Source organism: Pseudomonas sp. MAG733B (assembly GCF_036884845.1).
Lineage (GTDB): Bacteria > Pseudomonadota > Gammaproteobacteria > Pseudomonadales > Pseudomonadaceae > Aquipseudomonas.
In genome coordinates, this window is sequence record NZ_CP145732.1 from 1939148 (window position 1) to 1953918 (window position 14771).

Sequence of the window (14771 nt, forward strand, 5' to 3'; positions counted from 1 at the left end):
GAACGCTTCGATGAATGTAACTCCATCTTCATTGAGTTCCGGGAATGTTGCGCAAAATGCTCCCGTAAATGTACCAGCCTCATCTGGTTTGCAACAATTGTCTGCGGGCAATAGTTCTAACCATGGCGTTCCTGCACCAGCCATTACCCCTGGATCAGGTCCATCAAATCTCGGAAAGATTCCATTAATTCAGCGGCCAACGGATGTAGTTCGTAAGGTAGACATGGGTGGAAGAGTAATAGCTATGGTGCCTGTAAGCTCGACAGCAATGACCGATATCAGGACTCTCGCTCGACTTAATCCTGGGCTTGAGATTGGTAAACAGTCATCATTGATTCGGGGGTTTGCACAGCTTGAGGTATTACCTGAAGGCGAATATTACAGGTTCCCTAATACATGACAAATAACATGAAGGATGGAGGGCACTTTTGGAAAGTCCTTTTACTTAGCCATTAATCGCCGTGTTGTGCTCGGCCATCAGCAGCCCCCTGAAGGGGCTGCATGACATTAACGAGCGAGACTGATCGTGGCTTTAGGACGTGTCTTGAATGACTCAGTAGTTGTCCCTGTTTCTCAGGAGGGCAGGGCAGTGTTCTTGCGACTTGCCATCGCCGTCACCGCATAACCGATCAATGCAGCCAGAATCGAGCCAGTCAGAATCCCCATGCGGTCCATTCCGGCGTAGTCGCTGACACCCGGCTCGAAGGCCAGGGAGCCGACGAACAGGCTCATGGTGAAACCGATGCCGCAGAGAATTGCCACACCCAGGATCTGACCCCAATTGGCGCCTTGAGGCAGGGCGGCGATGCCGATTTTTACCGCCAGCCAGGTCAGGCCGAACACACCGACGGCCTTGCCCAGCAACAGGCCGACCGCGATGCCCATCGGTACGTCGTGGGTGAAGCTGTCGACGGTGACGCCGCTCAAGGACAGGCCTGCGTTTGCGAAGGCGAACAGCGGCAGAATGCCGTAGGCCACCCACGGGTGCAGTGCGTGTTCGAGGGTCAGCAGCGGCGAAGGCTCGGCGTTTTTCGTGCGCAGCGGAATGCAGAATGCCAGGGTCACACCGGCCAGCGTGGCGTGCACACCGCTCTTGAGTACGCAGACCCACAGGATCAAGCCAATGATCATGTATGGCCCGAGCTTGACCACGCCGAGCCGGTTCATACCGATCAGCGCCGCGATGCAAGCTGCGGCCAGCGCCAGGGACAGGGTCGACAGTGCGCCGGAATAGAAGATCGCAATGATTATGATCGCGCCGAGGTCGTCGATGATCGCCAAGGTCATCAGGAACAGCTTCAGCGACACCGGAACCCGTTTGCCCAACAGTGCCAGCACGCCAAGGGCGAAAGCGATGTCGGTGGCGGTCGGGATTGCCCAGCCGCTCAGGGCCGCCGGGTTATCGCGGTTGAGGAACCAGTAGATCAGCGCCGGCACGACCATGCCGCCGATGGCCGCCGCACCGGGCAGGACAATCTGTGACGGCTTGGACAGTTGTCCGTCGAGAACTTCACGTTTCACTTCCAGCCCGATCAGCAGGAAGAACATCGCCATCAGCCCGTCGTTGATCCACAACAGCAGTGGCTTGGCGATCTGCAAGGCGCCGACCTGGGCGACCACCGGGGTTTCCAGCAGACCGTTGTACAGCCACGACAGTGGCGAGTTATTGATGATTAGAGCCATAGCTGCCGCAGCGATCAGTAACAGACCGCTGGCAGCTTCCAACTGAAAGAAACGCGTGAAAGTGCTACGCAGAGGCAAGGTCGCTCTCCATCTGTGAATTCAAAAGGTGTTACACCCTAACAATTCCTGTTAGTTGTTAAAACAAAAGTTATATTCTTTTTTGTTATATGTCGTTACAGGCGATCCAAGGCTACGGATCTGAGCCTAGCAGTTGCCAAGCGTATTGGACCTCAGCTGTATCTGTGCGTGATGTAGGTTTTTTCCTAAGCTTGAAGGCTGAGCCTTGCACCGAGAGGCCGACCTCTGCCCGATTCAACGAGAAAACCATCATGAGCGACAACCGACAGTGGGCTCGCGAAGCCATCCGGATCATCGAAGCCGACTTTCAGCGCAGCGCCGACACCCATCTGATCCCATTGCCGCTGCCGGGTTTTCCGGGCATCGAGTTGTACTTCAAGGATGAATCCAGCCATCCCACCGGCAGCCTCAAGCATCGGCTGGCGCGTTCGCTGTTTCTTTATGCGTTGTGTAACGGCTGGCTCAAACCTGGAGCGCCGGTCATTGAAGCGTCCAGCGGTTCGACGGCGATTTCCGAAGCGTACTTCGCGCGCATGCTGGGCTTGCCGTTCATTGCGGTGATGCCGGCAACCACGTCCAAGGAAAAGATCGCCCAGATCGCCTTTTACGGTGGCCAAAGCCATCTGGTGGACGATCCGACGCAGATCTACGCCGAATCCGAGCGTCTGGCCCGTGAGCACGACGGGCATTTCATCGACCAGTTCACCTACGCCGAGCGCGCCACTGACTGGCGGGCGAACAACAACATCGCCGAGTCGATCTTCCAGCAGATGCGTTTCGAACAGCATCCGGAGCCGAGTTGGCTGATTTCCAGCCCCGGCACGGGCGGCACAACCGCGACGCTTGGCCGATACGTGCGTTATCGCCAGCATTGCACCCGCGTGCTGTGCGCCGATGCCGAACGTTCGGTGTTCTTCGATTATTACCAGACCGGCGATGCCAACCTGCGTCTGGATCACGGCTCGCGCATCGAAGGCATTGGCCGGCCGCGGGTGGAAGCGTCGTTTTTGCCCAAGGTGATCGACGCGATGGTCAAGGTGCCGGATGCATTGTCGCTGGCGGCGATGCATTACCTGGCGGAGCGCTTGGGTCGGCACGTAGGCGGATCAAGCGGGACTAATCTGATCGGCGCATTGATGGCGGCTCAGCACATGAAGACGGCGGGGGAGTCGGGATCGATGGTGGCGATTCTGTGTGATAGCGGCGAGCGTTATGCCACGACCTATTACGATCCAAAATGGCTCAAGGCACAGGGGTATGAGCTGAGTGGGTTGATTGATGCGGTGGCGGCGACGGTTGAGCGCGGGGAGGCGCTACCGGCTTCGATTTTGCGCGCCAATATCTGAATTCATAGACGCTGAGTAAACCTGTGGGAGCGGGCTTGCCCGCGATGGCGGCATCATATCCAACAAATTTGTTGGCTGATCTAACGCTATCGCGGGCAAGCCCGCTCCCACAGGGTTTTGTGTTGTATCAGATAGTGTTTATCAGGCTTCGAGGCCGAGGATATCCCGTGCGACAGCCTCGGCAATCCGGATCCCGTCCACGCCCGCCGACAGAATCCCGCCCGCATAACCTGCGCCTTCACCGGCCGGGAACAAGCCCTTCACGTTCAGGCTTTGCATCGACTCGTTGCGGGTGATCCGCAGTGGCGATGAGGTGCGGGTCTCGATCCCGGTCAACACAGCGTCGTGCAACGAGTAACCGCGAATCTGCTTCTCGAACGCCGGCAATGCTTCGCGAATCGCTTCGATGGCGAAGTCTGGCAAAGCCAAGGCCAGATCGCCCAAGGCGACACCCGGCTTGTAGGACGGTTCGACGCTGCCCAGCTCGGTGGACGGCTTGCCGGCGATGAAGTCGCCAACCAGTTGCGCCGGGGCTTCGTAGTTGCTGCCGCCCAGCACAAAGGCGTGGGACTCCAGGCGCTCCTGCAATTCGATGCCGGCCAGCGGGCCGCCCGGATAATCGACTTCCGGGGTAATCCCGACGACGATCCCGGAGTTGGCGTTACGTTCGTTACGCGAGTACTGGCTCATGCCGTTGGTCACGACACGGTTCGGCTCGGAAGTCGCCGCCACCACGGTACCGCCCGGGCACATGCAGAAGCTGTAGACCGAACGGCCGTTCTTGGCGTGGTGCACCAGTTTGTAGTCGGCGGCGCCGAGTTTCGGGTGGCCGGCGTACTTGCCCAGGCGCGCGCGGTCGATCAGCGACTGCGGGTGCTCTATACGGAAACCCACCGAGAACGGCTTGGCCTCCATGTACACACCGCGACCGTGGAGCATGCGGAAGGTGTCGCGGGCGCTGTGGCCGAGGGCCAGGATCACGTGTTTCGAGTGGATGTGCTCGCCACCGTTGAGTTCGACGCCCACCAGTTGCCCGTCTTCGATCAGTACGTCGGTGACGCGTTGCTGGAAGCGTACTTCGCCGCCCAATGCACGAATCTGCTCACGCATGTTTTCCACGACACCGGTCAGACGGAACGTACCGATGTGCGGTTTGCTGACATAGAGGATTTCTTCCGGCGCGCCGGCCTTGACGAACTCGTGCAGGACTTTGCGGCCAATGAATTTCGGGTCCTTGATCTGGCTGTAAAGCTTGCCGTCGGAGAAGGTCCCCGCGCCGCCTTCGCCGAACTGCACGTTGGATTCCGGGTTTAGCACGCTTTTTCGCCACAGGCCCCAGGTGTCTTTGGTGCGCTGGCGCACTTCGGTGCCGCGTTCGAGGATGATCGGCTTGAAGCCCATTTGCGCGAGCAGCAGGCCGGCGAAAATCCCGCACGGGCCGAACCCGACGACGATCGGGCGAGCGCTCAGATCGGCCGGTGCCTGGCCGACTTCCTTGTAGCTGACATCCGGTGCCACGTTGACGTTACGGTCATCGGCGAACTTGTGCAGCACCGCCGCCTCATCGCGAACGTTGAGGTCGATGGTGTAGATGAAACACAGTTCGGAGGACTTTTTGCGCGCATCGTAGCTGCGCTTGAACAAGGTGAAATCGAGCAAATCATCGCTGGCGATGCCCAGACGCTGCACGATGGCAGGGCGCAGGTCTTCTTCGGGATGGTCGATAGGCAGCTTGAGTTCAGTGATTCGTAACATGGCAGGATCCGGTTCGCGGGGCGCACAACTGCGCCAGGGCGTTTGAAGCCGGCGATTATAAGCTCCAACGGCCCCGCCACGTGAGGCTTAAACGATCAGTCGTCGCGCGATCCGCCGAAATACCCGCAACCGCGCTGCACCTGGCCATCGATACGCAGTTCGGCTGTCATGTGCTGAATGCTGCCGGTATTGCCGTCGACGCAGCGCTGCGGTGCGACCCACAGTTCGATGTGCTGATTGTTGGCTTCGGTGCTCAGGTTGAAGCGACCATCGCCCAGTTGTTCTTCAACGTAAGGTACTGCCAAGGGTGGCTGGCCGGCGCGATCGATGATCATGCCTTTGCCGCTGACTTTCACGTTCCACTCCGGGGTGTGGCCGGCGGCGCGCAGGATCAGCAGTTTGAAATTGGGATCTTCACAGGCATTGCCCGAGCGCTCCACACGGTACAGCGTTTCCAGATCGAGCTGGCCATCGCCGTTGCCGGTAACGATCCGCCCGCGCACATCGGCGAACAGCTTACCCTGGGCATCGGCCAGGCTCGCAGCCTGTTGCAGCACGCTGGTGCCGCCCGTGTCGTTGACCACATAACGACGCTGGTCGCCGCACGGCTGGAACAACAGCTTGCCGTCCGCCGCCGTCAACTGGCCTTGCATGCGGGTCTGGCCGACGTGGGAGGCGCTTTCACGTGAGCCATCGAGCAACTGGCAGGCGGCGAACAGCGGAAGCAGGGCAACGAGGACTAGGGAACGGGCAACACGCATCTTGGGGTCTCCTGACAAGTGCCGCCACGTTACTCAGCCTGACCGTTCATCACAACCCGTTATCGTTTCCACTTTGTATGGGTACTGAAAGATCGCAGCCTTCGGCAGCTCCTACTGGAAACACGCATACCTCTGTAATTGGATGGACTCGCCCAAGCCGAGGCGTCAATGCGCCACGGTGGCAGTCTAAACAGCCAACGACAGCGAGGGCGAGTCCATGAAAAATCATAGTTCGTTTGATCAATCCGTGTCTTCTTCCGATTTGTCGGCCTGCACAACCTTGGCGGTCGACCTGGCCAAACAGGTCTTTCAGGTCGCCGGTGAAGATATCCTCGGCCAGGTGTTCTACGAGCAGCGGATCAAGTCGCGCGAGGCGTTTTATGATTTTCTCCGACAGTTGCCGCCGCATGTCGTGGTTTTGATGGAGACCGGTCCGGGTGCCCAGGCTTGGGCCCGGCAGCTGCAAGACCAAGGCAATCCGGTGCGGATTCTTCCAGCCGGTTTGGTGGCCACACATCGCAGCGGGCCTAAAAATGATCGCAACGATGCGCTGGCGATTCTGCGGGCTAATCGCGATGAAAAAATCTGCGCAGTACCGGTCAAAAGCGTTACGGCGCTGGCAATGCAGGCGTTGCATCGCGCCCGCCAGGGCTATGTGCGTCGACGCACGGCCCTCAGTAATCAGATGCGCGGCCTGCTGCTTGAGCACGGCGTAGCCTTGGCGCAGGGCGATGTTGCGATCAGCCAGAAAATTCCGCGGGTGCTGGAAGATGCCACCCAACCGGTGCCGGGCCTGCTGCGTGAACTGATCGACGAACTGTTGGCCGAGTGGCGCCATTTGGGCGAGCGCATCAGCGTACTGACGGGACGCCTGGAAGTGGCCGCCAACACCGACATGACGGCGAAGCGGCTAATGACTGTGCGCGGCATCGGCCCGATCACTGCCACGGCACTGGTGGCCAAGGAAACCAAGCCTGAGCGATTTCCCAATGCCCGCAAGTTTGCCGCGTACTTTGGCATGGTGCCTGACCAGCACAGCAGCGGGGAGACGGTCCGGCTGGGGGGCATGACCAAGCGAGGTGATGCTTATTTACGCAGCCTGATGATCCAGGGAGCCCATGCGGTGCTGCAACAACTACGACCTGATTCCCAGCAACCCGATGACCGCCGCTTGTTGCACTGGATGAGCCGGTTGGGCCGTAAGGAGGCTGCGATCAGGCTAGCCAACCGCAACCTGCGAATCGTCTGGGTGCTTCTACAGAATGACCAGACTTATCGTCGCCACGCGGGTGATGGCCAGCCAGCGACGATGGGCCACTGAGCGACAGAGTTCTGCCACCGAGGTACTAACCGTCTGACCCTCTGCTGAAAAAAATTGACCCCAGGTAAGACCGGCGTGGATTGATGCCTAAGCTCCTACTGGCCTTCGAGGCCTGACTGTAATCGGCATACCACGAGCTTTTCCAATTTTGGCCAGAAGCCGAAGACGGCTTCCACGAATAGGCCTAATACATAGATGCAACGGGGCAGCGGTTTTTCAAAAGCGGGTAGACAGTGGGTGCGAGTCCATACATAGGAGCTGGCGCAGCCTGCGATCTTTTGATCTTCAGATGTGAAAGGTCTGACCCGTTTGCAGGCCTTCGACACTTTTGGCGTAGGCCAGCGCCACATCTACCGCAGGAACCGGCTTGAAGCCACGGAAGTAAGGCGCGTATTTGCCCATGGCTTCGACGAGGACGTTGGGGCTGATCGAGTTCACCCGCAGGCCGCGCGGCAGTTCGATGGCCGCGGCACGCACGAAGCTGTCCAGCGCACCGTTGACCAGCGCTGCCGAGGCGCCGCTGCGGATCGGATCGTGACTGAGCACGCCGGTGGTGAGGGTGAACGATGCGCCGTCATTGGCGAAATCGCGGCCGATCAGCACCAGGTTGACCTGGCCCATCAGTTTGTCCTTCAGGCCCAGGGCAAAACTCTCTTCGGTCATTTCGGCCAGCGGTGCGAAGGTCACGTTGCCGGCGGCGCAAATCAGTGCGTCGAACTTGCCGGTCTGCTCGAATAGTTTGCGAATCGAAGCGCTGTCGCTGATATCCACCTGAAAATCACCGCTGTTGCGGCCGATGCGGATGATTTCATGACGTTGCGACAGTTCTTTATCGACGGCCGATCCGATGGTGCCGCCTGCGCCGATCAAAAGAATTTTCATGGGTGCTGATCCTCAAGTGGGTTGAATGAGGTTTCAGTTTAGAGTGGTTTTTTCTGCGGATAAGCGTGCTAATAGGCAACCTTTGGTTTTCTATTGGAAACAATCCATGAGCGAGATGGATGATCTGGCGGCGTTTGCGGTACTGGTCGAAGCGGGCAGTTTTACTTTGGCCGCGCAGCAGCTCGGTTGCAGCAAGGGGCAACTGTCCAAGCGCATCAGTCAGCTGGAAGCGCAGTTTTCCGTGGTCCTGTTGCAGCGCACTACACGGCGCTTGAGCCTGACGGCGGCGGGCGCGGCGTTATTGCCGCAGGCCCAGGCACTGGTGGTTCAAGTCGAACGGGCGCGTCAGGCACTGGCGCGGTTGAAAGACGACATGGTCGGTCCGGTGCGCATGACGGTTCCGGTGTCGCTCGGGGAAACCTTCTTCGATGGTCTGTTGCTGGAATTCTCCGCGAAATACCCGCAGGTGCAGATCGAGCTCGATCTCAGTAACAACTATCGTGACTTGTCCCGCGAAGGCTTTGATCTGGCGGTTCGCTCCGACGTCGGAAATGACGAACGTCTGGTTGCGCGGCCGCTGTTGGCTTGGCACGAACTGACCTGCGCCAGCCCGGCATACCTTGAGCAACATGGCGAGCCATCGACCCCGCAGTCCCTGGCTGAGCACCAATGTTTGCTCAATAGCCACTACAGCGGCCGCGAAGAATGGCTGTATCACCAGCAGCACGAATTATTGCGTGTGCGTGTGTCGGGACCGTTCGCCAGCAACCATTACAGCCTGCTCAAAAAAGCCGCACTGGCGGGCGCCGGCATTGCGCGCCTGCCATCCTACTTGCTGCCGGCGGAATTGGCTGACGGTCGTTTACGCTGGCTACTGCGCGATTACCAGACCCGGAGCATGCCGATGTACCTGGTGCATCCGTATCAGGGCGGATTGCCGAAGCGCACGCAGGTGTTGGCGGATTATTTGATGGGGTGGTTCAAGAGGAGTGGGGAGGCGCTGGATCGGTTGTAAGTCATAACACGGTCAATGTGGGAGTGAGCCTGCTCGCGATAGACATTTCACATTCAAAAGAGATATTGCCTGACCCACCGCTATCGCGAGCAGGCTCGCTCCTACAGGGGGCTGTGCGCCAGACATAAAAAAACGGCCCGCGAAGGCCGTTTTCTGTTTACCGCAAAGGCTTAGCCGCCGAGGTACGCATCGCGCACTTTCGGATCGGTCAGCAGCGCTTCGCCGGTGCCTGTCATCACTACCCGGCCGTTCTCCAGAACGTAGGCGCGGTCAGCGATTTTCAGTGCCTGGTTGGCGTTCTGCTCGACCAGGAACACCGTCACACCATCCTTGCGCAGCTGTTCGATGATGTCGAAGATCTGCTGGATGATGATCGGCGCCAGGCCCAGCGAAGGCTCGTCGAGCAGCAGCAGCTTGGGTTTGCTCATCAGCGCACGGCCGATCGCAAGCATTTGCTGTTCGCCGCCGGACATGGTGCCGCCGCGCTGGCTGAAGCGTTCTTTCAGGCGTGGGAAAAGTCCGAGAACCTTGTCCATCTGTTCCTGATAGTCGCCTTTCGCCGTGAAGAATCCGCCCATGGAAAGGTTCTCTTCCACGGTCAGGCGGGAAAACACCCGACGACCTTCCGGCACCACGGCGATGCTCTTGCGCATGATCTGCGAAGAGTCCTGACCCACCAGTTCCTCACCCATGTAGCGGATGCTGCCGCTGTGGGCGCGCGGCGAACCGCACAGGGTCATCAGCAGCGTGGACTTGCCGGCACCGTTGGCGCCGATCAGGGTCACGATCTCGCCCTGGCGGACTTCGACGTTGACGCTGTGCAGGGCCTGGATCTTGCCGTAGAAGGTGGAAACGTTTTCGAACTGCAGCATTTACGCTTCCCCCAGGTAGGCTTTGATCACTTCAGGATTGTCGCGGATCTGTTCCGGCGTACCGTCGGCCAGAGGCGTGCCCTGGTTGATCACGACGATGTGGTCGGAAATGCTCATGACCAGTTTCATGTCGTGTTCGATCAGCAGCACGGTCACGTTGTGCTCTTCACGCAACATGCTGATCAGCGCTTTCAGGTCTTCGGTCTCCTTCGGGTTCAGGCCGGCGGCCGGTTCGTCGAGCATGAGGATCCGCGGGCGGGTCATCATGCAGCGAGCGATTTCCAGACGACGTTGCTGACCGTAGGCCAGGGTGCCGGCCGGGCGGTTGGCGAACTCTTTCAGGTTGACCTTTTCCAGCCAGAACTCGGCGAAGTCCATGGCCTCGCGCTCGCTTTTGCGGAACGCCGGGGTCTTGAACAGGCCGGACAGGAAGTTGGTGTTCAGGTGACGGTGCTGGGCGATCAACAGGTTCTCGACCGCCGTCATGTCCTTGAACAAGCGCACGTTCTGGAACGTACGCACCACGCCTTTTAGGGCGATCTTGTGGCCCGGCAGGCCTTCGATCGCCTCGCCGTCGAGCAGGATGCTGCCGCCGCTCGGCTTGTAGAAGCCGGTCAGGCAGTTGAACACGGTGGTCTTGCCGGCGCCGTTGGGGCCGATCAGGGCAACCACTTGTTTCTCTTTGACGCTCAAGGCTACGCCGTTGACCGCCAGCAAGCCGCCGAAGCGCATGCTCAGGTTTTCTACTTTAAGGATCTCGCGGCTCATTTGCGCAGCTCCATGTGAGGACGTTGCATGGGCAGCAGACCCTGAGGGCGCCAGATCATCATCAGTACCATCAAGGCACCGAACATCAACATGCGGTACTCACTGAACTCACGCATCATTTCCGGCAGCAGGATCATCACCACGGCAGCGAGGATTACGCCCAGCTGCGAGCCCATGCCACCCAGCACCACGATGGCGAGGATGATCGCCGACTCGATGAAGGTAAAGGACTCCGGCGTTACCAGACCCTGACGGGCCGCGAAGAAGCTGCCGGCGAAACCGGCGAAGCTCGCGCCCAGGGTGAAGGCCGACAGTTTGATGATGGTCGGGTTGAGACCCAGTGCACGGCAGGCGATTTCGTCTTCACGCAACGCTTCCCATGCGCGGCCCAGAGGCATGCGCAGCAGGCGGTTGATGACGAAAAGCGCACCGAGGGCCAGCAACAGCGCAACCAGGTAAAGGAAGATCACCTTGTTGATCGAGTTGTATTCCAGGCCAAAGTACTCATGGAACGTCTGCATGCCTTCGGCAGCTTTGCGTTCGAACGTCAGGCCGAAGAATGTTGGTTTCTCGATGTTGCTGATGCCGTTCGGACCACCGGTGAGGCCGGTCAGGTTCCGCAGGAACAAACGGATGATTTCACCGAAGCCCAAGGTCACGATCGCCAGGTAGTCACCGCGCAAACGCAACACCGGGAAGCCCAGCAGGAAGCCGAAAGTGGCCGCCATCAGGCCGGCGATTGGCAGGCAGATCCAGAAGCTCAGGCCGTAGTAGTGCGACAGCAGCGCGTAGCTGTAGGCGCCGACGGCGTAGAAGCCGACGTAACCGAGGTCGAGCAGACCGGCCAGACCGACCACGATGTTCAGGCCCAGGCCCAGCATCACGTAGATCAGCACCAGGGTGGCGATGTCCACCGCCCCACGGGAGCCGAAGAACGGCCAGACCAGCGCGCCGGCGATCAGCGCGATGATGATCCAGCGTTGCGTGGTCGGCAGGGTCAGGAAGTTGCTGGCCTTGGCCGGAATCAGCGGCATGCTTGGCGAGGAGCGCCAGGCCGAGCTGATCTGCTGGTCGAACAATACGCGCAGGAACATCAGCACCGAACAGACGGCAATGGTGATCAGGGTCGCGTTGCTGGTGCCATGAACTTCGAGGTTGATGCCGACGATGGTCAGCTTCAGACCCAGTACCGGGTAGGCAACGGCCCACACCAGCAAGGCGCTGAACAGCGCCTGTTTAAGATTCCTAGTCATACTTTCTCAACCTCCGGACGGCCCAGCAGGCCGGTTGGCCGGAACAACAACACCAAAACCAGGAGACCGAAGGCCACGACGTCCTTGTACTGGTCGCCGAAGATATCGGCACCGAAGGCTTCTGCCACACCCAGTACCAGACCGCCGAGCATGGCGCCCGGAATGCTGCCGATACCGCCCAGTACTGCTGCGGTGAAGGCCTTGAGGCCAACCAGGAAACCGGCGTTCGGGTTGATCACGCCGTATTGCATGCTCAGCAGCACGGCCGCGATGGCCGCCAGCGCGGCACCGATGACGAAGGTCAGGGCGATGATGTTGTTGGTGTTGATACCCAGCAGGTTGGCCATCTTGATGTCTTCGGCGCAGGCGCGGCAGGCGCGACCCAGGCGAGAGCGGGAGATGAACAGCGTCAGGCCGAGCATGGCGACCAGGGTCACCACGAACACCACGATTTGCATGTAGGAAATCAGCACTTCATGTGCGCCACCTGGACCGAAGGCAAAGTTGCCCGGAATCAGGTTGGGGATGGATTTGTCCTTGGAGTCTTGCGCCAGCAGAACCGTGTTCTGCAGGAAGATCGACATGCCGATGGCGGAAATCAGCGGGATCAGACGGTTGCTGCCGCGCAAGGGGCGGTAGGCGATCCGTTCGATGCTGTAGCCGTAGGCACTGGTGACGACAATGGTCGCCAGGAAAGCGGCGGTCATCAACAGCGGAACACTGTCGAGTCCCAGCATGGCCAGCCCGGCGATGGCGATGAACGCCACGTAGGAACCGATCATGTACACCTCGCCGTGGGCGAAGTTGATCATTCCAATGATGCCGTAAACCATCGTATAGCCGATGGCGATCAGGGCATACGTGCTGCCAATGGTCAGGCCATTAACCAGCTGTTGGAAGAAGTGATAGATGTCAGGCATTACAGCGCTCCTAAAAACCTGATACGCATTTCACTGGTGGAGTCATTTTCCCGCCCGAGCCCCGTGGATCTGCATCCACTTCGAATTCGGGGTTTGCCAGCGAACCGCTGATGACGGTTTTGAGATTTTCAGGTGGGGAGACTAGCGGATCACGCCAGCGCGGCCCAGGTACGTTCGTAAAACAAAGCCCACGGCACGCCGTGGGCTTTATTGGCAGTCAGTCAGGCAAGGCCTTACTGAGGCTTGGCTTCAGTTTTTGGTTTGCCGAAGTGCCACTCGTAAACCACAAATTTGAAGTCCTTCAGGTCGCCTTTCTCGTCGAAGCTCAGGTCGCCGGTAGGGGTCTTGAAGGTGCCGGCATGGATGGCAGCAGCCACTTTGGCGGTGTCTTCAGACTTGGCAGCCTTGATGCCGTCGGCGATCACTTCCACAGCCGAGTAGGCCGGGAACACGAACGGACCGCTCGGGTCTTCTTTCTTGGCCTTGAACGCGTCAGCCAGGGCAATGTTGGCAGGATCCTGGTCGAAGGATTTCGGCAGGGTCACCAGCAGGCCTTCGGAAGCGTCCTTGGCGATCTGCGAAATGGAGTCGTTACCCACGCCTTCCGGACCCATGAACTTGGCTTTCAGGCCTTTTTCCGCGGATTGACGCAGGATCAGGCCCAGCTCCGGGTGGTAGCCGCCGTAGTAGACGAAGTCGACGTTGGCTTGCTTGAGCTTGGCGATGATCGAGGAGAAATCTTTGTCGCCGGCGTTGATGCCTTCGAACACGGCAACCTTGGTGCCTTTCTTCTCAAGAGTGGTTTTAACGGCGGTAGCGATGCCTTCACCGTATTGCTGTTTGTCGTGCAGAACAGCAACGATCTTCGGTTTTACGAAGTCGGCGATGTAGTTACCGGCGGCAGGGCCCTGGGCGCTGTCCAGACCGATGGTGCGGAACACCATTTTGTAACCACGGGCGGTGATGTCCGGGCTGGTGGCAGCCGGGGTGATCATGATCACGCCTTCGTCTTCGTAGATGTCCGAAGCCGGTTGAGTGGAGCTGGAGCACAGGTGGCCGACCACGAACTTGACGCCGTCGTTGACGACCTTGTTCGCTACCGCTACCGCTTGTTTTGGATCACAGGCGTCATCGTATTCAACGGCTTCGAGTTTCTTGCCGTCTACGCCGCCTTTGGCGTTGATCTGTTCGATGGCCATTTTGGCGCCACTGAACTGCATGTCGCCGTATTGGGCTACAGGACCGGTTTTAGGGCCGGCGATGCCGATCTTGATGGTGTCAGCTGCGAACGAATGGCTGGCAACCCCGGCCAGAACCATAGCGGCAAACAGTTTGGAAATCTGCTTAGTAGCCTTAGTCATAGTGCTCCACTCTTACTGTTGTAGTTTTTATAGTCCTGGCGCCGTAGGCGATAGAACCGGGTCAGATATCTACGACATCCCCCGGAAATGCCCCCCGGCAACTGTACCGGTACAGTGTAGAGCGCCGATTGTCAGCCTGGGAAGCTGGCGCCAGGGGGCAAAACTTGGGGGTGTCGCTTTTTTGAAAGAAAAAGACAGAATTGCGGCGGGGGTTTGACGGGCTTATAGCCAGATTCCGTGCATTCCTTGGCTTTCCTGCGCTTTTCGTTCAGTGATGCAAATTGCATCTGGGTTTTTCTGCCGGACCACCGACGTTATCATTGCGTCGATTTCTTTTCCGGACCGGACCCATGACTGAAGAACCTAGCACCCTCTATGCCAAGCTGCTTGGTGAAACCGCATCTATTACCTGGAAGGAGTTGGAGCCGTTCTTCGCCAAGGGTGCCCTATTGTGGGTCGACCCAACCCTGGATTTGATCGCCGCGGCTGAGGCTGTAGCGACTGATGAAGGCGAGAAAGTGGCTGCCTGGCTGGCCGAAGACAAGGTCGCGAAGCTGTCTGAAACGCGGGCGCTGGATCTTTTCGAACGTGATCCGGCGTTGTGGGCAGTGGTTGTTTCGCCGTGGATTATGATCCAGGAAAGAGCGGAGGCCTGAATGTGCGCACCTGTTTGGTGCGTAGTGCCATCCGGTAAAAGTGTGTAGCCGAGTAGCGTGATGGCACGTTGCCGTAGAGAAAGGCCACAGCCTCACGGTG

The 14771-nt window shown here is 59.0% G+C and carries 13 protein-coding genes; 4 read left to right on the forward strand and 9 right to left on the reverse strand.

What is annotated here, in order from left to right; all coding sequences use genetic code 11:
- Positions 1–573: 573 nt before the first annotated feature.
- Positions 574–1761 (reverse strand): Na+/H+ antiporter NhaA, encoded by a 1188-nt coding sequence (gene nhaA / locus V6Z53_RS08775; RefSeq protein WP_338585118.1) that lies wholly within the window; start codon positions 1759–1761, stop codon positions 574–576.
- 248 nt (positions 1762–2009) lie between these two features.
- Here nhaA and V6Z53_RS08780 point away from each other — a divergent pair, with 248 nt between their 5' ends.
- The gene (locus V6Z53_RS08780; protein WP_338586471.1) at positions 2010–3107 is read left to right on the forward strand and encodes a PLP-dependent cysteine synthase family protein; all 1098 of its coding nucleotides are present in this window, start codon (positions 2010–2012) and stop codon (positions 3105–3107) included.
- A gap of 141 nt (positions 3108–3248) precedes the next feature.
- On the opposite strand, the gene V6Z53_RS08785 is transcribed toward V6Z53_RS08780, so the two are convergent.
- Positions 3249–4862, reverse strand: a complete 1614-nt coding sequence (locus V6Z53_RS08785; RefSeq protein WP_338585119.1) for an NAD(P)/FAD-dependent oxidoreductase — start codon at positions 4860–4862, stop codon at positions 3249–3251.
- A 95-nt stretch (positions 4863–4957) separates the two neighbouring features.
- Positions 4958–5623, reverse strand: coding sequence for a hypothetical protein (locus V6Z53_RS08790; RefSeq protein WP_338585120.1), 666 nt, complete (start codon positions 5621–5623; stop codon positions 4958–4960).
- Positions 5624–5885: 262 nt separating this feature from the next.
- On the opposite strand from V6Z53_RS08790, the gene V6Z53_RS08795 reads away from it, so the two are divergent.
- Entirely contained in the window at positions 5886–6944 is a 1059-nt protein-coding gene (locus V6Z53_RS08795; protein WP_338586444.1) for an IS110 family transposase, read from the forward strand.
- A gap of 285 nt (positions 6945–7229) precedes the next feature.
- Here the strand turns inward: V6Z53_RS08795 and V6Z53_RS08800 are convergent, their stop codons facing one another.
- On the reverse strand, positions 7230–7826 hold the full coding sequence (locus V6Z53_RS08800; RefSeq protein WP_338585121.1) for a short chain dehydrogenase: 597 nt from the start codon (positions 7824–7826) through the stop codon (positions 7230–7232).
- A gap of 106 nt (positions 7827–7932) precedes the next feature.
- On the opposite strand from V6Z53_RS08800, the gene V6Z53_RS08805 reads away from it, so the two are divergent.
- A complete protein-coding gene (locus V6Z53_RS08805; RefSeq protein ID WP_338585122.1) occupies positions 7933–8841 on the forward strand; it encodes a LysR family transcriptional regulator in 909 nt (302 codons plus the stop codon).
- Between the two features lie 170 nt (positions 8842–9011).
- Here the strand turns inward: V6Z53_RS08805 and V6Z53_RS08810 are convergent, their stop codons facing one another.
- From V6Z53_RS08810 to V6Z53_RS08830, 5 genes are all read right to left on the reverse strand, one after another.
- Complete coding sequence (locus V6Z53_RS08810; protein ID WP_020798122.1) at positions 9012–9713, reverse strand: ABC transporter ATP-binding protein; 702 nt, start codon at positions 9711–9713, stop codon at positions 9012–9014.
- On the reverse strand, positions 9714–10481 hold the full coding sequence (gene livG, locus V6Z53_RS08815; protein ID WP_338585124.1) for a high-affinity branched-chain amino acid ABC transporter ATP-binding protein LivG: 768 nt from the start codon (positions 10479–10481) through the stop codon (positions 9714–9716).
- Positions 10478–11734, reverse strand: coding sequence for a high-affinity branched-chain amino acid ABC transporter permease LivM (locus tag V6Z53_RS08820; protein WP_338585125.1), 1257 nt, complete (start codon positions 11732–11734; stop codon positions 10478–10480). Before V6Z53_RS08820 ends, livG begins: the two co-directional genes overlap by 4 nt.
- Complete coding sequence (gene livH, locus V6Z53_RS08825; RefSeq protein ID WP_007947264.1) at positions 11731–12654, reverse strand: high-affinity branched-chain amino acid ABC transporter permease LivH; 924 nt, start codon at positions 12652–12654, stop codon at positions 11731–11733. The genes V6Z53_RS08820 and livH overlap by 4 nt, the downstream gene beginning before the upstream one ends.
- A gap of 233 nt (positions 12655–12887) precedes the next feature.
- Positions 12888–14015 (reverse strand): branched-chain amino acid ABC transporter substrate-binding protein, encoded by a 1128-nt coding sequence (locus tag V6Z53_RS08830; protein WP_338585126.1) that lies wholly within the window; start codon positions 14013–14015, stop codon positions 12888–12890.
- Between the two features lie 350 nt (positions 14016–14365).
- Between V6Z53_RS08830 and V6Z53_RS08835 the strand changes: the two genes are divergently transcribed.
- Positions 14366–14671: a DUF2288 domain-containing protein gene (locus tag V6Z53_RS08835; RefSeq protein WP_338585127.1), complete on the forward strand. Its 306-nt coding sequence runs from the start codon at positions 14366–14368 to the stop codon at positions 14669–14671.
- Positions 14672–14771 lie beyond the last annotated feature (100 nt).